The sequence below is a fragment of the Listeria monocytogenes genome, assembly GCF_900187225.1.
Classification (GTDB): Bacteria; Bacillota; Bacilli; order Lactobacillales; family Listeriaceae; genus Listeria; species Listeria monocytogenes.
The window spans coordinates 1,350,574-1,370,555 of sequence record NZ_LT906436.1 but is presented as its reverse complement, the minus strand read 5'-3'; the positions used below and the strand labels follow the sequence as shown (position 1 = coordinate 1,370,555).

The 19,982-nt window shown below is 38.5% G+C and carries 19 protein-coding genes; 5 read left to right on the top strand and 14 right to left on the bottom strand.

Going from position 1 to position 19,982, the window contains the following annotated elements:
* Positions 1 to 26 precede the first annotated feature (26 nt).
* Together CKV70_RS07035 and CKV70_RS07030 are read right to left on the bottom strand one after the other, a co-directional pair.
* Entirely contained in the window at positions 27 to 2,300 is a 2,274-nt protein-coding gene (locus CKV70_RS07035) for an FtsK/SpoIIIE family DNA translocase (RefSeq protein ID WP_010990110.1), read from the bottom strand.
* Between the two features lie 151 nt (positions 2,301 to 2,451).
* A complete protein-coding gene (locus CKV70_RS07030; RefSeq protein WP_003727465.1) occupies positions 2,452 to 3,378 on the bottom strand; it encodes a YitT family protein in 927 nt (308 codons plus the stop codon).
* Between the two features lie 251 nt (positions 3,379 to 3,629).
* Between CKV70_RS07030 and CKV70_RS07025 the strand changes: the two genes are divergently transcribed.
* Complete coding sequence (locus tag CKV70_RS07025; RefSeq protein WP_014600814.1) at positions 3,630 to 4,589, top strand: oxygen-dependent tRNA uridine(34) hydroxylase TrhO; 960 nt, start codon at positions 3,630 to 3,632, stop codon at positions 4,587 to 4,589.
* A gap of 40 nt (positions 4,590 to 4,629) precedes the next feature.
* Here the strand turns inward: CKV70_RS07025 and fni are convergent, their stop codons facing one another.
* Both fni and CKV70_RS07015 read right to left on the bottom strand, forming a co-directional pair.
* Positions 4,630 to 5,706: a type 2 isopentenyl-diphosphate Delta-isomerase gene (gene fni, locus CKV70_RS07020; RefSeq protein WP_003722509.1), complete on the bottom strand. Its 1,077-nt coding sequence runs from the start codon at positions 5,704 to 5,706 to the stop codon at positions 4,630 to 4,632.
* Between the two features lie 28 nt (positions 5,707 to 5,734).
* Complete coding sequence (locus tag CKV70_RS07015; protein ID WP_003722508.1) at positions 5,735 to 6,082, bottom strand: DUF1033 family protein; 348 nt, start codon at positions 6,080 to 6,082, stop codon at positions 5,735 to 5,737.
* Positions 6,083 to 6,221: 139 nt separating this feature from the next.
* On the opposite strand from CKV70_RS07015, the gene CKV70_RS07010 reads away from it, so the two are divergent.
* From CKV70_RS07010 to CKV70_RS07000, 3 genes are all read left to right on the top strand, one after another.
* Positions 6,222 to 6,503, top strand: a complete 282-nt coding sequence (locus tag CKV70_RS07010; protein WP_003722507.1) for an acylphosphatase — start codon at positions 6,222 to 6,224, stop codon at positions 6,501 to 6,503.
* An 85-nt stretch (positions 6,504 to 6,588) separates the two neighbouring features.
* Entirely contained in the window at positions 6,589 to 6,870 is a 282-nt protein-coding gene (locus tag CKV70_RS07005) for a hypothetical protein (RefSeq protein ID WP_003722506.1), read from the top strand.
* Between the two features lie 36 nt (positions 6,871 to 6,906).
* Positions 6,907 to 7,734 (top strand): membrane protein insertase YidC, encoded by an 828-nt coding sequence (locus CKV70_RS07000; protein WP_003722505.1) that lies wholly within the window; start codon positions 6,907 to 6,909, stop codon positions 7,732 to 7,734.
* 35 nt (positions 7,735 to 7,769) lie between these two features.
* Here CKV70_RS07000 and CKV70_RS06995 read toward each other — a convergent pair whose 3' ends face one another.
* The 4 genes from CKV70_RS06995 to CKV70_RS06980 form a co-directional block, all read right to left on the bottom strand.
* Positions 7,770 to 9,221 carry a HAMP domain-containing sensor histidine kinase gene (locus tag CKV70_RS06995; protein WP_003727467.1) on the bottom strand — a complete coding sequence of 484 codons (1,452 nt, stop codon included), beginning with the start codon at positions 9,219 to 9,221 and terminating at the stop codon, positions 7,770 to 7,772.
* Positions 9,218 to 9,898 carry a response regulator transcription factor gene (locus tag CKV70_RS06990; RefSeq protein ID WP_003719652.1) on the bottom strand — a complete coding sequence of 227 codons (681 nt, stop codon included), beginning with the start codon at positions 9,896 to 9,898 and terminating at the stop codon, positions 9,218 to 9,220. Before CKV70_RS06990 ends, CKV70_RS06995 begins: the two co-directional genes overlap by 4 nt.
* 190 nt (positions 9,899 to 10,088) lie before the next feature.
* A complete protein-coding gene (gene gndA / locus CKV70_RS06985; protein ID WP_003722503.1) occupies positions 10,089 to 11,507 on the bottom strand; it encodes an NADP-dependent phosphogluconate dehydrogenase in 1,419 nt (472 codons plus the stop codon).
* A 144-nt stretch (positions 11,508 to 11,651) separates the two neighbouring features.
* Entirely contained in the window at positions 11,652 to 12,749 is a 1,098-nt protein-coding gene (locus CKV70_RS06980; protein ID WP_010990107.1) for a M20/M25/M40 family metallo-hydrolase, read from the bottom strand.
* A gap of 118 nt (positions 12,750 to 12,867) precedes the next feature.
* Between CKV70_RS06980 and prli42 the strand changes: the two genes are divergently transcribed.
* Positions 12,868 to 12,963: a stressosome-associated protein Prli42 gene (gene prli42, locus CKV70_RS06975; RefSeq protein WP_003722501.1), complete on the top strand. Its 96-nt coding sequence runs from the start codon at positions 12,868 to 12,870 to the stop codon at positions 12,961 to 12,963.
* Positions 12,964 to 13,120: 157 nt separating this feature from the next.
* Here the strand turns inward: prli42 and CKV70_RS06970 are convergent, their stop codons facing one another.
* The 6 genes from CKV70_RS06970 to CKV70_RS06945 form a co-directional block, all read right to left on the bottom strand.
* Positions 13,121 to 14,371: a dihydrolipoamide acetyltransferase family protein gene (locus tag CKV70_RS06970; RefSeq protein WP_014600812.1), complete on the bottom strand. Its 1,251-nt coding sequence runs from the start codon at positions 14,369 to 14,371 to the stop codon at positions 13,121 to 13,123.
* A gap of 30 nt (positions 14,372 to 14,401) precedes the next feature.
* Entirely contained in the window at positions 14,402 to 15,385 is a 984-nt protein-coding gene (locus CKV70_RS06965; protein WP_003722499.1) for an alpha-ketoacid dehydrogenase subunit beta, read from the bottom strand.
* A 16-nt stretch (positions 15,386 to 15,401) separates the two neighbouring features.
* On the bottom strand, positions 15,402 to 16,397 hold the full coding sequence (locus CKV70_RS06960) for a thiamine pyrophosphate-dependent dehydrogenase E1 component subunit alpha (protein WP_003722498.1): 996 nt from the start codon (positions 16,395 to 16,397) through the stop codon (positions 15,402 to 15,404).
* 24 nt (positions 16,398 to 16,421) lie between these two features.
* A complete protein-coding gene (lpdA, locus tag CKV70_RS06955; protein ID WP_014600811.1) occupies positions 16,422 to 17,849 on the bottom strand; it encodes a dihydrolipoyl dehydrogenase in 1,428 nt (475 codons plus the stop codon).
* A 14-nt stretch (positions 17,850 to 17,863) separates the two neighbouring features.
* Positions 17,864 to 18,931, bottom strand: coding sequence for a butyrate kinase (gene buk, locus CKV70_RS06950; protein WP_003722496.1), 1,068 nt, complete (start codon positions 18,929 to 18,931; stop codon positions 17,864 to 17,866).
* 136 nt (positions 18,932 to 19,067) lie between these two features.
* Positions 19,068 to 19,934 (bottom strand): phosphate acyltransferase, encoded by an 867-nt coding sequence (locus CKV70_RS06945; RefSeq protein ID WP_003732271.1) that lies wholly within the window; start codon positions 19,932 to 19,934, stop codon positions 19,068 to 19,070.
* Positions 19,935 to 19,982 lie beyond the last annotated feature (48 nt).

The window sequence follows — 19,982 nt, the reverse complement described above, 5'->3', positions numbered from 1 at the left end:
GTTGCGATTTTTAATCGCAACCTTTTTTATTCATGCTCAGGACTAACTTCGACATTTACTCTTCTCGGTTTACTTCCCTCGTGAGGTCCAACTACACCTCTTTGTTCCATTTCATCAATTAATCTGGCTGCACGGTTATAGCCAATACGGAATTTTCTTTGCAACATCGAAACGGATGCTGTCTGCATTTCTACAACAAGTTCTACTGCTTCGTGATACAACTCATCTGTCACTTCTCCTTCGACTTCTGGAATATCATCAGGAATCATTTCTTCGCTATATTGTGCTTTTTGTTGCGAAATAACGTAATTAACTACATCTTCTACTTCCGCATCAGATAAAAAGGCTCCTTGAATTCGAGTAGGTTTACTAGAGCCAACTGGAAGTAGCAGCATATCACCGCGTCCAAGTAACTTCTCTGCCCCGCCCATATCAAGAATCGTTCTTGAATCAATGGAACTTGAAACGGCAAAAGCAATTCGAGACGGGATATTCGCTTTAATTACGCCGGTAATTACATCAACTGATGGGCGTTGTGTTGCAATAATCAAATGTATTCCTGCTGCACGTGCCATTTGAGCAAGGCGGGTTATCGCATCTTCTACGTCATTGGAAGCTACCATCATTAGGTCAGCTAACTCATCTACAATCACAACGATAAATGGTAATTCAGGTTGTTTTTCTTCGTTCAGTTCGTTATGTTTTTTCACATAATCATTGTAGCCTTGCATATTACGAGTACCCGTATGTGAAAACAAATCATAACGTCGCTCCATTTCCGCAACTACTTTTTGCAATGCTTGGGCTGCTTTTTTAGGATTGGTTACAACTGGTGCGAGCAAATGTGGGATACCATTATAGACATTTAGCTCTACCATTTTTGGGTCAATCATCATCATTTTCACTTCATGGGGTTTGGCACGGAGTAAAATGCTCGTAATAATACCATTGATACACACAGACTTCCCGCTTCCAGTTGCACCCGCTACTAGTAAATGTGGCATTTTATCCAAATTAGCCATCATTGCTTCTCCAGAAATATCACGACCAAGTGCTATTTGGAGCTTCTCGTCTGGATTATTTTTTGGATTGTTTTCTAACACTTCACGTAAGGATACCATTGCTACATTTTGGTTCGCCACTTCAATACCAATAGCTGATTTCCCTGGAATTGGCGCTTCAATTCGAATATCTTTTGCTGCTAAAGCAAGTGCTATATCATCACTGAGCGAAACAATCTTGCTCACTTTAACACCGACAGATGGTTGTACTTCATATTTAGTCACTGCTGGACCAAGATGGACCTGGGTGATTTTGGCCTTTACACCAAAGCTCTCAAAAGTATCTTCTAATTTTTTTGCATTTACTTTAATTTGGTCATACTCTTTACTTTGATCAGTTACTTTGGCAGGCGCTAAAATATCTACTGGTGGCAATTGATAAATTTCATTTTCGAAAGATTCTTGCTGAAACATTTCTAAATCTTGCTCTTTTTGCGATATTTTTTCTTCTACTGGTGCTTTTTCTTGCTCTACTTTGGAGCTAAAGTTGGAAATGATTGGTGGTGTTTTTTCTTCTTGCAAAGGTTCTATTACATCGATTACTTCATCTGGCTCAACATCAACAATCTTCTCAGCTTTCTTTTTATCTCGTTTCGCTTTTACTTCTTTCCCTTTTTCGGTCGCAACTTTGCCTTTCGTAAATAAGTAACGAACAAATTCGGCAATTTTGGAGAAAAATTGACGGATGGAAATACCAGATACAAGGGAAAAACCATAGATAATAAGTAGAACAGCAATCAGATTTGTTCCTAAGCGATCTAATAAGAAATACGTGATGGAAGTAATTGCAGCTCCAATCATTCCTCCGCCAACAAAACCGACCTGATTTGGTCTAAATAAATTTTCTAGAACTAATTTCCACGTACTAGAAACTACGGACGCATTTGCCCCTAAGTTATGGATAATAAAATACATATGTATATATGTTAAAAAGCCTAAAACAATTAGATAAATACCGACTAATCGTTTGCTAAATAAATGTGGCATTTTCCTTCTAATTACCATGTAGCCGCCAAGTATCACGCTACCCGCAAGTAATACATAGCTTAAAAGCCCAACAAACATCTCAGCCAGGGCAAAAAAACCTCGACCGACAAAGCCTAATTGTAAAAGTCCGATAACTCCTATTGCTATTAAAATAACCCCCGTTATTTCTAAACGAAAAGAGGCTGATTGTTTCTTTTTTGAACGTGTTGACGATTTTTTACGTCCGCTCGTTTTTTTCTTTTGTGTCGCCATTTCAAGTCCCACCCATTCCTTTTTTTGCTTGTTTTATTATATCACATCTATCCGTTCTGTCGCTCATACTATAGCCCTATTATACAAACAAATGTTTCCTTTCGTCAAAAAACCACATATCCCAAGTAGGAGATATATGGTTTCTGCTTTGTTATAGGTGCGGTGTTTTCGTGTTCATCAGCTTTCCGCCGCGTACTTCCGACATACTTCCCCCGACAGCTAAGAAGGCATCTGGATCTATTTCATCCAGAATAGCTTTCACTTTTACTTCTTCAAATCTAGAGACGATAACGAAAACTACTTTTCTTACATCACCGGAATATCCACCCGTTGCATCTAAGTATGTGACACCTTTTCCAAGTTGTTCCATAATTTCTGCCCCAATTTCCTCGTAATAGCGACTGATAATAAAAGCACTTTTCGATTCATCTACACCTTGAATAACAATATCAATTACTTTATATGCTAGGAAATAAGTAATCAAGGAATACATCGCTCGGTCCCAGTTGAACACAAGTCCAGCAACGATAAAAATGACAATATTAATAAACATAATAATTTGTCCCGTTGAAAATGGCGTCCGTCCGTTGATGATAATAGAAATTATCTCGGTGCCATCAAGCGCCCCACCATTACGAATAACAAGTCCTACTCCAAGACCAAGCGTCATTCCTCCAAAAACAGTTGCAAGCAGTAAATCATCTGTCACGGGATCCATATCATGTAAAACGAGCGTTACAATCGACATGACTGCAATTCCGTACAATGTAAACAGCGCAAATACTTTTCCGATTTTTCGGTAACCTATGATGAAAAATGGAATATTAAGCACAAAGGTTAAAACCCCTAAAGGTAGCGGTGTTAGTTGCGAAATAATAATCGATATACCAACGACCCCACCATCTAAAATCCGATTGTTTACAAGGAAAAGTTCCAGCCCAACCCCCATTAAAATAGCACCAAAGGTAATCATTAAAAATTTATAAACAAACCATTTCAACCTTTTCCTACGTTCTTGTTTTACTTTTTTTAAAGCTAGTTCTTCCATAAACGATTCATTTATTTGCACATAGCTCACGCCCAATCCTTACTTCATTCTTTATTTTAGGCAATGAAAACAGTAATAGCTTTCATCAACAAAATTTTCGCTTCATATTTAATAAGTATACCATAGCTGTTTTGCACTTGTACATATAGTTAACAATAAGAAGCATTTATTTTACAGTTCGGTTACTTGCCAGTCTTAATTTGCTATAGTATAGTATTAATGCGCAAACTTGTGGAGAATTATTCTTGCACATGAAATACATTTTGAAGGGTGATAAGATTATGAGTGACTATCAAGTGTTGTTATATTACAAATACACAACGATTGATGATCCAGAAACTTTTGCAAAAGAGCATCTTGCAGCTTGCAAAGAAATGGAATTGAAAGGCCGAATTTTGGTGGCTACTGAGGGGATTAATGGCACCGTTTCGGGTACAGTAGAAGCAACAAACAAATATATGGATTATATGGCAAACGACGCTCGCTTCGCTGATATGGTATTTAAAATTGACGCGGCTGATGCTCATGCTTTTAAGAAAATGCATGTACGGCCTCGTGCTGAAATTGTTAGTTTAAGTTTAGAACAAGATGTTAATCCTTTAGAAGTTACAGGGACTTATTTAGAACCTTCTGAGTTTCGTGAAGCACTGTTGGATGAAGATACAGTTATTTTAGACGCTCGAAATGATTATGAATTTGATATTGGTCATTTCCGCGGCGCTGTTCGTCCAGATATTCAAAATTTCCGTGAGCTACCAGGATGGATTGAAGATAATCGCGAGCAACTTGCTGATAAAAAAATCGTCACTTACTGTACTGGTGGTATTCGTTGTGAGAAATTTTCCGGTTGGTTAAAAACTGCTGGTTTTGATGATGTAAGTCAACTTCATGGCGGGATTGCGACTTATGGTAAAAACGAAGAAACCAAAGGGGAACTTTGGGACGGCCAAATGTATGTTTTTGATGAAAGAATTGCGGTTCCGATTAACCAAGTAAACCCTACTATTGTTGGGAAAGATTACTTTGACGGCACGCCTTGCGAACGTTACATCAATTGTGCTAACCCGTATTGCAATAAGCAAATCCTGGCTTCTGTCGAAAATGAGAAAAAGTATTTGCGTAGTTGTTCGCATGATTGTCGTGTTCATCCAGCAAATCTTTATACGAAAAATTTATCTAAAGAAGAATTCACTGAACGCCTTCAAGCAATTAATGAATCTTCACCAGAAATGGTTCAATAAATAAAAAAACCAGCTTTGCTAAATGAATAGCAGCTGGTTTTTATTTTCTATTAGCTAGTTTGACTAAATTGATTTCTCGCAACGTTCCCCATTTAGCAAGTTCGCCACTTACAATTAATGGAGTTGTTTTCAATTCCGCAATATTTTTCGCATTAGCTAGAACAAATAAACCACGTAGTTGTTCTTTCCATAACTCCAATTTTTCGATGGTTTTGGTGACGCCTTCTTTTTTCAGCGAATAAATAATTTGTCCTGCCATACCTACACTATCTGCTCCGAGCGCTAATGCTTTGACAATATCCAACGGGTTCCTAATACCACCTGATGCTAAATAAGCAATCTTTGGCGCATCGCTGTGCTGCATATCTATTAACGCTTGTCCGGTAGAAATACCCCAATCAAGTAAGAAATCATATGCTTGGTCGCGGCGGCGGTCATTTTCAATTTGGGCAAAGTTTGTTCCACCTTTACCAGCCAAATCTACGGTTTGAACGCCGATATCAGCTAGCGTTTTTACTGTTTCTCGCGTCATTCCGAAACCAACTTCTTTTACTACAATGGGAACTGGTGAAAGCTTGACATACTCTTCTATTCTAGTTAGCCAATGACTGAAAGACCGGTCACCTTCTTGCATTACTAATTCTTGTGCTGGGTTAATATGAATTTGAAGTGCATTTGCCTCTAACATTTCGATTGCTTGAAGCCCATCTTGAATGGCTACTTCCGGACTAACATTTGCTAGAATCATTCCATTTGGATTGATTTCTCTAACAATGTTATACGTATCTATTAGCGAACTGTTTTTTAGAGCTGCAGACTGTGAACCAACGGCCATTGGGATAGCTACTTCGCGTGCTATTTCAGCAAGTTCGGCATTGATTTTTTTCGTATGCCGACTTCCGCCTGTCATAGCATTAATATAAAATGGAAAAGGAACGTTTTTTCCGAAAATAGTAGTTGTTAAATCAATATCTTTCACATTATAGCGCGGGATAGATGTCCCAATCAACTGAATATCTTTTAGACTCGAGGGCGCTAATTGCTCATTTTGTTTTACTCCAAGAGCCACGTGTTCGTCTTTTCGACGTTCTCTTAATAAGTCATCGTTCTTCTGCATGTGTTAATCCTCCAAATTTCTTTTCGCCTCAAGCAAAGGTTAAAACTCGTTTAAAAATCGTCTCTTTCTCTTCGGGAGTTGGTTGATACACTTCCCCCTCAAAGAACAAAATCAGTCCATGAAATGTTTGAATATCATCTTCACAGTCCTCGCAGTACTCTACTTCTTCTTCATTCCAAGCTGCTAACAAACAATCTTTTTTTGTTTGATGCTTAGGATAATTGCTCAGTAACGCTTCTGCTAATTCTTGGTACTTCAGAAAAGCGGCTTCTTTATCAGAAAAAGAGAAGTCCTCTTGAATGGATGTTTCCCATTCCTCGAAAAACCACCAAGGCTCGTATTCTCCTTTAGTTAGATAGACATTCCATTTTGTCATATCAAAAACTCCCAACAGTAAATATAATACACTTATTATAGCATAAGCTTTCCTGAAATACTGGAATGCAAATTTTTGAAAGTAACGCTAAAAAAAGATACACTAGTGGTAAGGAAAAATAAAAGGAGTTGGTTTCGTTATGGCTAGAGATACAGCGATTTTGAGAGTGACTGGATTTGTGCAAGGTGTTGGATTTCGTTACACAACCAAACACGTTGCTTACAAATATGACATTAGTGGAACAGTCAAAAATTTAGATGATGGTTCCGTTGAAATTCATGCAATTGCTGAAGAAGAAAACTTAAATAAATTCATTGATGCTATCAAAAAAGGCCCATCGCCTGGGTGTCGTATCGAACACGTTTATATTTACAAAGGTGCGCCTGTAGAAGAACGAAAAACATTTGATATCGTTTACTAAAATTCCAAAAATAGTAGTTGTGCTATAGCTCTTTTTGCATTATAGTTAATGAGTACTAAAACCTTGAAAGGAGCGACTGCGTGGCATGATTTCCATTTTGCAAATTTTACTTGAACCAGAATTCATTTCACTCACAGTAACGTTTTTATTAATGTTGACGATTTTCAGTTATTGGTCGGCTATCACATTATTAAAACCGAAAATGGTGCTACCCGCTGACGCTATCTGCTTAAAGCCAGTAAAGATTTCACTTCGAGCACATTTTTATAGAACCTCGCCTAATTTTGTTATTAATTGGCTGGCTATAACTCGGAAATGTAGCGCCATTACTGATGATGAAGACAGTTTTTCATTTTCCAACGTATGAATTGATTATTTTACTATTTAGGAGGAAAATGAAACATTGAAAAAGAAAAATATTATTTTAATTAGCGTTTTACTTGGTGCTTTACTATTACTTACAGGTTGTAGTATGGACCCTTCACAAAATACAGATGGGTTTTTCAGCACTTATTTGATCCAACCATTTACTAGTTTTATTATGTTCGTTGCAAAGTTTGTTGGAGGTAATTACGGGATTGCGATTATTATTACAACGTTACTTATCCGTGCACTAATTATGCCACTAAACTTGCGTACTGCTAAAGCTCAAATGGGAATGCAATCCAAAATGGCCGTTGCCAAACCAGAAATTGATGAAATTCAAGCTCGGTTAAAACGTGCTACATCGAAAGAAGAACAAGCAACTATTCAAAAAGAAATGATGGCTGTTTATTCCAAGTATAATATCAATCCAATGCAAATGGGTTGTTTACCGTTGCTTATTCAAATGCCGATATTGATGGCTTTCTATTATGCTATTCGCGGATCTTCCGAAATTGCTAGCCACACATTTTTATGGTTTAACTTAGGCTCACCGGATATGGTGCTTGCAATTATCGCCGGACTTGTCTACTTAGCACAATACTTTGTTTCCATGATTGGTTATTCGCCCGAACAAAAGAAACAAATGAAAATTATCGGTTTAATGTCTCCTATTATGATTTTATTCGTTTCCTTCACAGCCCCTTCTGCACTAGCGTTATACTGGGCTGTCGGCGGACTCTTCTTAGCGGGTCAAACCTTATTAACCAAAAAACTTTATATGAATAAACACCCAGAAATTAAAGTAATGGAACAAGAAGAAAAAGAATTCGAGCAAATCGTAGAAGAACAAAAGAAAGAAAAATAAAAGAAACCGCAACCTCGTCATAAGGTTGCGGTTTTTTATTTGGATTTTGGTTCAATGTAAGGAAGTGTAATTTTAATGGTTGTACCTTTATCTGGCTCACTAACCGCATTAATCGTTCCTAAATATCCTTCGACTAATTGTTTAGCAATCGCAAGTCCGAGGCCATTACCACCTTTTTCGCGGCTTCTGGCTTTATCTACACGGTAGAAACGATTGAATATTTTATCAATCTCTTCTTGTGAGATACCTTCCCCGTAATCACGCACATCAATATGGATTTGCTTTTGTTCTTTATAGACATGCATATCCACTTCGGTGCCGTCACCTGAATACTTCACGGCATTATCCATAATAATAATTAAAATCTGCTCTAAATGATTATGTTGAATAAGTGCTCGTAAATCAGTATCATCTTCTTTTAAGGTAAACGTGAAATTTTCATACATCACTTCAAAATTACGTCTTACTTGTTCTACTGTTGCATTTACATCGGTAATTTGTAATTCTTTTGTTTGTGAAATTTGTTCCGCTCTTGATAAATCAAGCATTTCTTGTACTAATTTTTTCATACGTTCTAATTCCGTTAAAGAGGCGTTTAAGGATTCATCAAGTACAGCCGGATCATCTTTTCCCCAACGAGTGAGGAGTTTTAAATGACCTTCCATTATTTGAACAGGCGTCCGTAATTCGTGGGAAGCATCCTCAACAAATTGCTTTTGCTGTTCGAAACTAGTTTCAATTCGCGTCATCATATCATTAAAAACAACGGTCAATTCGCCAATTTCATCGCGGGAATTGGTTTTCGTTTCGATTCGTTTTTGGAAACCATTTTTTCGGATATCATTCATTGTTCGAGCTAGACGAGTCAGTGGGTTTAAGAAATTTTGCGCTAGTAAGTAGCCGAGCATCCCACTAATAAAGAGCGCCACTGCCCCAAGTAAAATCATCGTAACGAGAAGCCGGTCCATCATCCGATTATAGGAAGTGAGCGGATTTACCACCTGTGCATAACCGATAACGGTGGTATTATCATCTGCTACAATCGGCATTTGCGCCGTCATCATCTTCTGCCCATCAATGGTTGGTTTATTCATAATAAACTTATCTGTACCGCTAACAAAATACTGTGAAAAGTCAATGCTAGTAATATCTTGACTTCTTGAAAAATAATACTTATTAATAAAATGGCCATCTTTATCATATAAATTAATCACTTGATCTTGGAGTTTGCGATTAACGGTTTTATCATTATTAAATAAATATTTAATTTCCTCATTATCGGTCAAATCTTGATTCGTTAACGTACTCGTTGTTGCTAGAAGCAGTTCTTTTACTTCTGGTTCTTCTTCATTTAACAACATTTGCCCAATTCCTTGGTAAATGGCATAGGAAAATAAGAAAAAAGTTAGAAAAATAGCTGCACTAGCGCCAAAAGTCCATTTGAATTTCAAAGAACGACTTTTTAAGGAAAACGGGCTAGTCGTCATGTACGCATCACATACCCTGTCCCGCGAACTGTTTGAATATAACTTTCTTCGTCAGGATGATCAATTTTATTTCGTAAGTAACGAACGTACACATCCACTACATTTGTTTCTACTTCTGTTTCATAACCCCATACTTTATTGAGTAACACTTCCCGCGTAAGAACGATATTAACATTTTCCATTAACGTAAGTAAAAGTTCATACTCTCGTTTTGTTAAGTCAATGATTTCTTCGTCGCGTTTGACAATGCGATTTTCCTTTTCAACAATTAGATTACGATACTGTAGCGTTGTTTGTTTAGCAGATTGTTCTGCATTTTCCACCCGACGCAATAGCGAGCGAAGGCGCGCAAGTAATTCTTCAATAGCGAAAGGTTTGACGATGTAATCATCTGCTCCGTGATCCAGTCCGGATACACGATCGATAACAGAGTCACGTGCGGTTATCATAATAATGGGTGTTTGTTTCACTTGGCGCACACGACGACAAACTTCTACCCCGTTTAAATGTGGCAACATTAGATCGAGTAAAATAGCATCCCATTCTTCATTAAGTGCGAGTTCGAGTCCAGCGCGTCCATCATTAGCAACCGCTGTTTCATAATTTTCATGCTGGAGTTCTAGTTCAATAAAGCGTGCTAAGTTTTTTTCATCTTCTACGATTAGTATTCTATTCATTTGGCCTAACCCTCTCTTTCGGTCATTACACTATATTCCTATTACTATTGTAACGAACTTTAGCTCAAAAACAACTAATAACAGCGCATAAATAGATATTTTCACTTTTTTTTAGCACTTTACCATGATTTACTAATTCAAATCTCATAAAAAAGGCACCCACTCGTTAAAGTGGATGCCTTATCTTCCATCAATCTTCTACTTGTGGCCATTCTGTATGGAATACACCAGGTTTGTCGACTCTTTCATACGTATGAGCGCCAAAGTAGTCGCGTTGTGCTTGGATTAGATTTGCAGATAATACTTCTGAACGATAGCTATCGTAGTAGCTAATTGCCGCAGTGAATGTTGGTACTGGAATTCCAGCTTTTACTGCTTCTGCAACAACTGTACGAAGGTCGCCTTGGTAGTTATGTGCAATATCTTTGAAATATGGATCAAGTAGTAAGTTTTTAAGATTTTTATCTTGGTTATAAGCATCTGTAATTTTTTGTAGGAAACGAGCACGGATAATACAGCCAGCGCGGAAAATTTTCGCGATTTCGCCGTATTGTAAATCCCAATTGTACTCTTCGCTAGCAGCTCTCATTTGAGCAAAACCTTGTGCATAAGATGCGATTTTGCTAAAGTAAAGTGCGCGACGAACAGATTCAACAAATGCTTTTTTGTCGCCTTCAAAACGATAATTCGATGGCCCAGTTAAAACAGTACTTGCATAAACGCGTTCTTCTTTGAGTGCAGAAATGTAACGAGCAAATACAGATTCTGTAATTAAGGAAAGCGGAACACCTAAGTCAAGTGCGCTTTGGCTAGTCCATTTACCAGTTCCTTTTTGACCAGCTTTATCCAGAATAACATCGACAATTGGTTTGCCTGTTTCTTCGTCTTTTACTTTTAGGATGTTTTTAGTGATCTCGATTAAATAGCTATCAAGTTCCCCGTTATTCCATTCTTCAAATACGTCAGCAAGTTCATCATGGCTTAATCCGCCGATTTCTTTCAAAATAGTGTAAGCTTCTGCGATTAATTGCATATCGCCGTATTCGATACCATTATGCACCATTTTAACGTAATGTCCGGCACCGTCTGGACCAATGTAAGTCACACATGGCTCTCCGTCTGCTACTGCAGCAATTTCACGTAAAATAGGGGCTACAAGGTCATATGCCTTGCGTTGACCACCTGGCATGATAGAAGGACCTTTCAGCGCGCCCTCTTCTCCGCCTGATACACCAGTTCCGATGAAATTAAATCCTTCTTCACTTAGTTCTTTATTACGACGAATCGTATCTTTGAAGAAAGCATTACCGCCATCAATTAAAATATCGCCTTCGTTTAAGAAAGGTTTAACTGCTTCAATCATCATATCTGTAGCATCGCCAGCTTTTACCATAATAAGGATACGGCGAGGCACTTCAAGAGATTCGACAAATTCCTCTAAACTATAAGTTGGTACTAATTTTTTGTCCGCATTCTCTTCCATAACTGCTTTCGTTTTTTCAGTCGAGCGGTTAAAGATAGATACTGTATGACCGCGGCTTTCAATGTTTAGAGCCAAGTTACGACCCATAACGCCCATTCCTATAACGCCAATTTCTTGTTTTGCCATTTTGCACTTCTTCCTTTCCGGTTTATTAAGGCAGAAAAATCTGTCTTACTTCAACATGACACATAAAAGTATCAACATCATTTACTATATCAAAGAATTGCTTCTTGGACAATGAATCAATCCGAATTATTTGACTTTTTTTCACTAATTTAGTTTTCTGAGAAGAATTTTCTCGTTTTTTGCGGATTCTGCTAAATCAATGATGAGTTGTGTAAGTTTTTCTAATTGCTCAATAGATACTGTTTCTTCCTCTGTGTGCGCATTTTCGTATCCTGCTGATAAGAGCATGGTCGGAATACCTTTTTCATTCAACACATTTGCATCTGTTCCGCCTTCTAAAAATATTTCTTTTGTTTCCAAAGATTGTTTTTTTGCGGCTTTTTGGAAAATATTCATTAGTGGGTGCTTAGAGCGAATTTGGTAACCTTCATAAATTAATTTTGTATCATGCGTCAAAATAGCACCATATTTCTCGCAAGTTTGCGCAAATCGTTCTCTAATGCTCTGAATATGCAAGAGAGCCTTACGGAAACTTGCTGCTGATGTAAAAAGAACTTCTAATTGGGCATCTTGTTGATTTTCATCATTTATTCCACCAGAAAACGACTGAATTTCCCATTTGTTTTCGCGGTCAATTCTGCCTGGCCGTGTGGCATGTAACGCCATTCTCGCTATAGAAATCGGCGACATTTGGGCAGCTTCAGAACTTGCAATAGTAAATTCTAAAGCGACTAACGTATTTGCTTGTAATTGATAATTTCCGACTTCACCTGGTGCATCTAAACAGTATCCATAAGCTGCAGTAATTTTTTCTTCCGGAAATAAACGCATTCCAATCATGCCGAGTTCTTCTTTCGTCGTGAAAATGAATTCAATCTCCCCATGAGCTGTTCGTTCTGCACAAAAATAATCAATAGCCGCTAACATAGCTGCTACTGCTGCTTTATCATCCGCACCTAAAGAAGTGCCTTTCTCTGCCGTAAATACATCTTGCTCCATTTGAAAAACTGGCGTTGCCGCATTTGGATGCGTATCCACATGACTACAGAAAAAAATCGTTGGAAATTTCTCTTTAGTAGCAGGAATTCGCGCAATTAAACCATAATCTTCATCCAAACTATATTCAATGTTTAATTTTGCTAGATGTTTTTTTATATACGTTAAAATAGCTGTTTCTTTCCCAGAGACAGATGGAGTTTGGATTAATTCGGTAAAATATTTTTTTACATTGGATAGCATCATTTTTCCACCTACATTCTTCCTATTTGCTTTAAAAATCAATAAATGACTTGAAATTTACTTTAATTATAAGTAAGATATATATATCTGAAATGCTTTATGAGAGGAGTTTTCTTCCGCAATGACTAATAAAAAAGTAGTTCGCGTTGTCGTTATTTTAATGTTAATCGCGATTGTATTATCAAGTGTTTTAACCGGGGTATTAATGTTTTTATAAATATCCAACGTCTGGGCCGATTTGGTTCAGACTTTTTTTATTTTTCTCCTCAAAAAAAGAGCAGCACCCGAGAGTACTACCCAAGACATCTAGGGAGTTTAGGGGTATGGATCTAGATGTACTAAACAATACCCGCTAAACCTAGATTAAAACATTTTTAATACAACGCTGTATTTTCTTTAGAAATCTTTTCGACATTGGCTTTAATTGCTTGTAAAAATTTACCTGCTAGTAAGCCGTCTAAAATACGATGATCGATGGATAGACATAGGTTGACCATATCTCGTACAGCAATCATATCGTCAATAATTACTGGGCGCTTAACAATGGATTCCACTTGAAGAATAGCGGCTTGTGGGTGGTTAATAATCCCCATTGATTGAACAGAGCCAAATGAACCAGTACTATTTACAGTGAAAGTCCCACCTTCCATATCGGCTTGGCTCAGTTTACCATTACGCGCTTTTCCAGCTAGTTCACTTATTTCGCGAGCAATACCTTTAATGGATTTTTCGTCCGCATTTTTAATAACTGGCACATACAATAAATCGCCAGCTGCAATCGCAATCGAAATATTGATATTCGCATGCTCAATAATTTTATCGCCTGCCCACGTGCTGTTAAGTTGCGGGAATTCTTTCAATGCTTGTGCAACGGCTTTGATGAAAAAGGCGAAATAAGTTAATGAATAACCTTCTTCTTTTTTAAAGCTGTCTTTAACTGTATTACGATAGCGAACAAGACCAGTTGCATCTACTTCCACCATCATCCAAGCATGCGGAATTTCTTGTTTACTCACGCTCATATGTTTAGCAATCGCTTTTCTTACACCATTGATTGGGATTTCTCTGTCACCTGCTGCTGAACGTACAGGATTTGGCGTCGCTTCTTTTTCTTGTGGAGCAGACTTCACTTCCTCGCGTTTCGGAGCTACTGGACCATTTTCAATTACTTGAAGTAAATCTTTTCTTGTAATTCGGCCACCTTTACCTGTGCCTTCTACGGTTGATAAATCAATATTGTTTTCTCCAGCAATACGCAGTACCGCTGGTGAAAATCTTCCACTGGCTGGTGCTTCTGCTAATTTCACTTGTTTTGTTTCTTGTTTTTCTGGAGTTTTTGGTTCTGTTTGTTCTGCTTCAGCTACAGGCTCTGAACTACCAGCCTCTTCTGTTTCGATGGTACAAATAACTTCGCCTACTTCTAGTGTTTCATCTTCCTCTGCTAAAATTTCTTTGATAGTGCCACTAAAGGATGATGGGATTTCAGCTGTTACTTTATCTGTTAAAACTTCCGCGATAGCATCATATTTTTCTACTGTATCGCCTGGTTTAACTAACCATGAACTAATCGTTCCTTCTGTTACACTTTCCCCTAATTTGGGCATGGTGATTTTTTCAACTGCCACGGGTCTTCACTCCTTTATTTTAAAACGGGTCTAAAATTCCGCTAATTCTTTCATTGCATCCGCCACTTTATCTGGATTGATCATAAAATGTTTTTCCATTGTTGGAGCAAAAGGCATCGCTGGGGTATCAGGTCCTGCGAGTCTAGCAATCGGTGCGTCTAAGTCAAATAAACAATGCTCCGAAATGATTGCTGCCACTTCACTGATAATACTTCCTTGTTTGTTATCTTCCGTTACAAGAAGTACTTTACCTGTTTTTTTCGTTGCTTCAATAATTGCTTCTTGGTCTAGTGGATAGATTGTCCGTAAATCAAGAATATGTGCTTCTACGCCTTCCGCTGCTAAACGTTCTGCTGCTTGTTGGGCAAATTGAACCGCAAGTCCGTAAGTAATTACTGTAATATCATCACCTTCACGAACAACATTTGCTTCGCCGATTGGAACGATATAATCAGTTTCTGGCACTTCGCCTTTCAGCAAGCGGTACGCACGTTTATGCTCAAAGAAAAGCACTGGATCATTATCGCGAATCGCCGCTTTTAAAAGCCCTTTTGCATCATATGGTGAAGAAGGAACAACGATTTTCAAACCAGGTTGTCCGAAAAACACTTTTTCAACAGATTGTGAATGGTAAAGTGCCCCGTGTACCCCGCCGCCAAAAGGTGCGCGAATAACCATTGGACAAGACCAATCGTTATTAGAACGGTACCGAATTCTGGCAGCTTCTGAAATGATTTGGTTGACAGCTGGCATAATAAAGTCAGCAAATTGCATTTCTGCAACTGGGCGGTAGCCATACATCGCCGCGCCAATTCCAACTCCGGCAATGGCAGATTCAGCAAGTGGTGTATCAAGTACTCTGTCTTCACCAAATTCGTCATATAGACCAGCAGTCGCTTTAAATACGCCACCTTTTTTCCCAACATCTTCTCCTAAAATAAATACTTTATCATCGCGCTCCATTTCTTCTTTAAGCGCCATGGTTATTGCATCAATATATGAAATGACTGGCATTCAAATTCCCTCCTAATCAGCTATTCGCTTCTTCATCATATACATAAAGTAAAGATGATTCTGGTTCAGCGTATGCTGCACTTTCCGCGTAATCGGTTGCTTCGTTAACTTCTTTTGCAATATTTTTTTCGATTTCAGCGATTTTTTCTTCTGTTAAGTAACCTTCTTCGAGTAATTCTGTTTGGAAAATTGTCAGTGGATCTTTTCCTTTTGCTTCGTTCACTTCTTCTCTGGAACGATAACTGCTGTCATCATCATCAGAAGAGTGCGGTGTGAATCGGTAAGAAACTGTTTCAATTAAAGTGGGGCCCTCGCCGTTTCTTGCACGATCTGCTGCACGTTTAAATGCCGCGTATACTTCACCCATATTTGTGCCATCCACACGTTCCCCTGGGATACCATAACCGATTGCTCGGTCGGATAGTTTTTCTGCAGCATATTGTTTCGATGCTGGAACGGAAATGGCATATTGGTTATTGTGAATCACGAAAACAACTGGCAACTTATGTACAGATGCGAAGTTGATTCCTTCATGGAAATCTCCTTGGTTAGAAGATCCTTCACCCGTTGAAGCATAAATTGCAATCTCATCACCGGCCATTTTCGCTGCAAGACCAATACCTGCTGCATGCGGGAACTGCGTTGTTACTGGTGAACTTTGTGTCACGATGCGATTTGATTTTTGACCAAAATGAGCTGGCATTTGACGTCCACCAGAGTTTGGATCCTCTGCTTTAGCGAACGCGGATAACATAATGTCTTTCGCTGTCATCCCAAATGCTAACACCACCGCTAAATCACGGTAATATGGTAATGCGTAATCTTTATCTAAATCAAAGGCAAACGCTGCGCCAATTTGTGCAGTTTCTTGTCCTTGTCCAGAAATGGTGAAAGGAATTTTCCCAGAACGGTTCAGCAACCACATACGCTCGTCTAGTCTTCTCGCCATTAGCATTGTTTCATACATTTTAATTAATTTATCTTCTGTTAAACCTGCTTCTTTTAAAGTCATTTTTGTTCCTCCTTTAAAGCTGTATTAACCGTGAATTGCATTGCCATCCACAGCAAGGGCAGCTTCTCTAAAACTTTCTGATAAAGTTGGGTGCGGGTGAATCGTGTTGCCCACTTCCCACGGCGTTGCATTTAAAACTTGTGCTAAAGCGGCTTCGCTAATCATGTCCGTAACGTGCGGTCCAATCATGCTCACGCCTAAGATATCGTCTGTTTTTTTATCTGCAATAATTTTAATGAAGCCATCTGATTCTCCGTAAACGAGCGCTTTCCCGATACCACGGAAGAAGAATTTGCCTTTTTTCACTTCATGACCCCGTTCTTTTGCTTGTTCTTCTGTGATACCGACACTTGCGATTTCTGTAGAAGTATAAATACAGCGGGGAACTAAGTCGTAGTCAAGTTTTTCGGCTGCTTTTCCGGCAATATGGTTGGCTGCAATTGTTCCTTCTTCCATTGCAACGTGCGCGAGTTGAATCGTTGGAATGCAGTCTCCAATCGCATAGATGTGACTTTCTTTTGTTTGGTAAAAATCATTTACTTGGATAAAGCCGTTTTCGGTCGCGATATCTGTATTTTGTAAGCCGATGTTTTCTGTATTAGCAGAACGACCAACTGAAACAAGAATTTTATCTGCTGTGAAAGTCTGCTCTTCGCCTTTAATGATTGCTTTAATTTCCACACCAGTATCTGTTTTTTTATAACTAGCTGCTTGAACTTCAGCAGATGTATGCATGTTTAATTTTTTCTTTTTATAAAGTCTTGCTAATTCTTTGGCCACTTCTTTATCTTCTGTTGGCAAAATTCGGTCTGCATATTCTAGCACCGTAACTTCTACACCGAAATCATGCATCATCGAAGCCCATTCCATTCCGATAACCCCACCGCCAACAATAATAATTGATTTTGGTAAAGTTTCTAGGTTAAGCGCGCCGTCAGATGATAAAACATGTTCCTCATCGATTGTTAAACCGCTTAATGTGCGCGGTTTGGACCCAGTTGCGATAATTAAGTTTTTAGGAATTAGCATTTCATTTTCAGAACCATCTTCGAATTCAACTGAAATTGTTCCAGCTGTTGGTGAAAAAATTGATGGTCCCAAAATAGTTCCCGTCCCTACAAACAAGTCAATTTTCCCTTGTTTAAATAATTGGTGAATACCTTTTTCTAATTGATCTACTATTGCTTGTTTTCGTTCTTGTGCTTGTAAAAAATTGATTCCGGCAGTTCCTTCTACAGAAATACCAAATTCACTTGCTTTTTTTACCGTTTGTAGAACTTCCGCTGAACGTAATAACGCTTTCGTTGGAATACACCCACGGTGAAGACACGTTCCTCCAACTTTCCCTTTTTCAACGACGGCTACTTTCTGGCCATTCTTAGCTGCTTGAATTGCTGCGACGTAACCGCCAGTTCCTCCGCCAAGAATAACTACATCATATTCTTTTGCCACATTATCTCCTCCTTTTAGTACTCTTTTTCTTTCTCAAGACCAGCGAGCACGCGTTGCACTCCGCTATTTAATGCTTCTAATTCATCTTCTCCAGGTTCTATAATTACGCTGGTTATCCAGTTTGTTTGCTCAATAATTTTGCTTGTAAAAAGTTCACTTCTGGCAAGCCCACCAGTTAAAATTATGGCGTCAACTTTACCTTGCAATACAACGGAACATGCGCCAATTTCTTTGCTAACTTGATAAGCCATAGCATCAAAAGCTTCGATAGCTTTCTCCTCACCTGCTTGTACTTTAGCTTCCACCTCGAGCATGCTGTTAGTTCCTAAATATGAAATCATCCCACCACGACCAACAATCAGTTCATGCAATTCGCGTTTCGTCCATTTACCGCTAAAACATGCTTCTAGAAAATCATTCATCGGTAAAGAACCAGAACGTTCCGGACTAAAAGGGCCGTCCCCATCTAAGGCATTATTCACATCCACCGCTTTTCCTTGCCGATGAGCGGCAACTGAAATTCCACCGCCAAGATGCGCGATAACAAAATTCATTTTTTCATAATCTTTTCCTAGCTCTTTGGCAATTTTCCGACCTGCTGCTTTATGATTTAATGCATGAAAAATACTTTTTCTAGTAACGAAGGCATTACCCGATATCCTTGCAATTTCCTGCATTTCATCCACGACAACCGGATCCACAATAAAACTAGGTATAGTAAGTTCATCTGCTAATTTTTTTGCAAGCATTGCCCCTAGATTCGAAGCATGCTCTCCGTATTTATTTTCTTTTAAATCATCTATCATTTTTTCTGTAACCATATATGTACCGCCGGCAACTGGTCGAAGTAAGCCACCTCTTCCAACTACCGCTTGTAATTTCTTTACATCATAACCATGTGCATCCATCACTCGACGTAGAACTTGCCACCTAAAATCAAATTGTTCCTGTACATTATTAAAGTCGGCTAGTTCTTGCATTGTGTGTCTGACTGTTTCTTCAAAAAGTACTTTGTCGCCTTGGTAAACCGCGAGCTTGGTAGACGTGGAACCTGGATTTATGGTTAAAACATCAAAAGACATTTGCTTTCCTCCAAATTTAATTGTGAAAAATGCGGTAGGTTATCATTTTCCCATGGACTATTGTAACACGTAGGCTGTAATCAAATAAAAGCCTTTGCATTCAGATTGTTAAAGTCCGTCTATTCACATTATTTCATCATTTCTCAACTAGTCTTACAGTTAGTATGAATGAAGCTAATTTGTTTTCCGGTGAATCATTTCTTGAGGAAATAACAATAGGTACTTTTGCTCCGACCACTGCACTACCTACTTTAGCTCCAGCAAAGTAGACTAATGATTTATAAAGTGCATTTCCTGTTTCAATATTAGGAGCAATTAATATGTCTGCTTCTCCCGCTGAACTATCCGTAATTCCTTTATGGAGAGCCGCTTCTTTGGAAATAGCTACATCGAGAGCTAGCGGACCTGAGACGGATATTTGGTTTCCAAAATGCTGTACTACTTCCTGCGCCTCCAATGTAGATGGCATTTTTGCAGTCACTTCTTCTACTGCACTAAGTAAAGCAATTTTAGGGTTGGTGATACCAATCTGATGAGCTACGGCTAAGGCATTTTCTGTGATAGCAATTTTTTCCTTTGTTTTTGGTGCTACGTTCATGGCACAATCAGTTATTAATAATGGCTTGTGATACGTCGGAATGTCGAAAATAGCAATTTGACTTAATAATTGGTCAGTTCGAAGGCCATTTTCTTTTTTTAATACGTGGTGCATCAGTGTAGCTGTTGGGATGAATCCTTTTACTAAAATGTCTGCTTCTTTATTTTTTACAGCTAAAATGGCACCCTGCGCTGCAGCTTCTGCGGTATCAGTTTGAATCCACGTAACACTTTCGTTGGCTGTTAAGGTTTTGTCTTCTTTCTTACCAAATAAAAGAAATTTACCTAGTTTTTGTTTTAATGCAAGACGAATGGTTTCTAATACCACCTCATCATCTGCGCCGGCAACTGCAAAAACAAATGAACTCGTTTCTGCTACATCTGAAAAAAATCTGCTTTTTGTCATAAAAAAACTCCTTTATCGCACAAAAAAGCCGCATTTCGAATTAGTAGT

Bases quoted from the DNA above. Each gene is read 5' to 3' on its own strand.
- CKV70_RS06990 (WP_003719652.1), bottom strand. From the start codon at position 9,898: ATGAATAGAATACTAATCGTAGAAGATGAAAAAAACTTAGCACGCTTT.
- fni (WP_003722509.1), bottom strand. From the start codon at position 5,706: ATGCAGAAGAACGATGACTTATTAAGAGAACGTCGAAAAGACGAACAC.
- prli42 (WP_003722501.1), top strand. From the start codon at position 12,868: ATGACTAATAAAAAAGTAGTTCGCGTTGTCGTTATTTTAATGTTAATC.
- CKV70_RS06995 (WP_003727467.1), bottom strand. From the start codon at position 9,221: ATGACGACTAGCCCGTTTTCCTTAAAAAGTCGTTCTTTGAAATTCAAA.
- gndA (WP_003722503.1), bottom strand. From the start codon at position 11,507: ATGGCAAAACAAGAAATTGGCGTTATAGGAATGGGCGTTATGGGTCGT.
- CKV70_RS07015 (WP_003722508.1), bottom strand. From the start codon at position 6,082: ATGACAAAATGGAATGTCTATCTAACTAAAGGAGAATACGAGCCTTGG.
- CKV70_RS07025 (WP_014600814.1), top strand. From the start codon at position 3,630: ATGAGTGACTATCAAGTGTTGTTATATTACAAATACACAACGATTGAT.
- CKV70_RS07035 (WP_010990110.1), bottom strand. From the start codon at position 2,300: ATGGCGACACAAAAGAAAAAAACGAGCGGACGTAAAAAATCGTCAACA.
- CKV70_RS06945 (WP_003732271.1), bottom strand. From the start codon at position 19,934: ATGACAAAAAGCAGATTTTTTTCAGATGTAGCAGAAACGAGTTCATTT.
- CKV70_RS06980 (WP_010990107.1), bottom strand. From the start codon at position 12,749: ATGATGCTATCCAATGTAAAAAAATATTTTACCGAATTAATCCAAACT.
- CKV70_RS06965 (WP_003722499.1), bottom strand. From the start codon at position 15,385: ATGCCAGTCATTTCATATATTGATGCAATAACCATGGCGCTTAAAGAA.
- CKV70_RS07005 (WP_003722506.1), top strand. From the start codon at position 6,589: ATGATTTCCATTTTGCAAATTTTACTTGAACCAGAATTCATTTCACTC.
- CKV70_RS07010 (WP_003722507.1), top strand. From the start codon at position 6,222: ATGGCTAGAGATACAGCGATTTTGAGAGTGACTGGATTTGTGCAAGGT.
- buk (WP_003722496.1), bottom strand. From the start codon at position 18,931: ATGTCTTTTGATGTTTTAACCATAAATCCAGGTTCCACGTCTACCAAG.
- CKV70_RS06960 (WP_003722498.1), bottom strand. From the start codon at position 16,397: ATGACTTTAAAAGAAGCAGGTTTAACAGAAGATAAATTAATTAAAATG.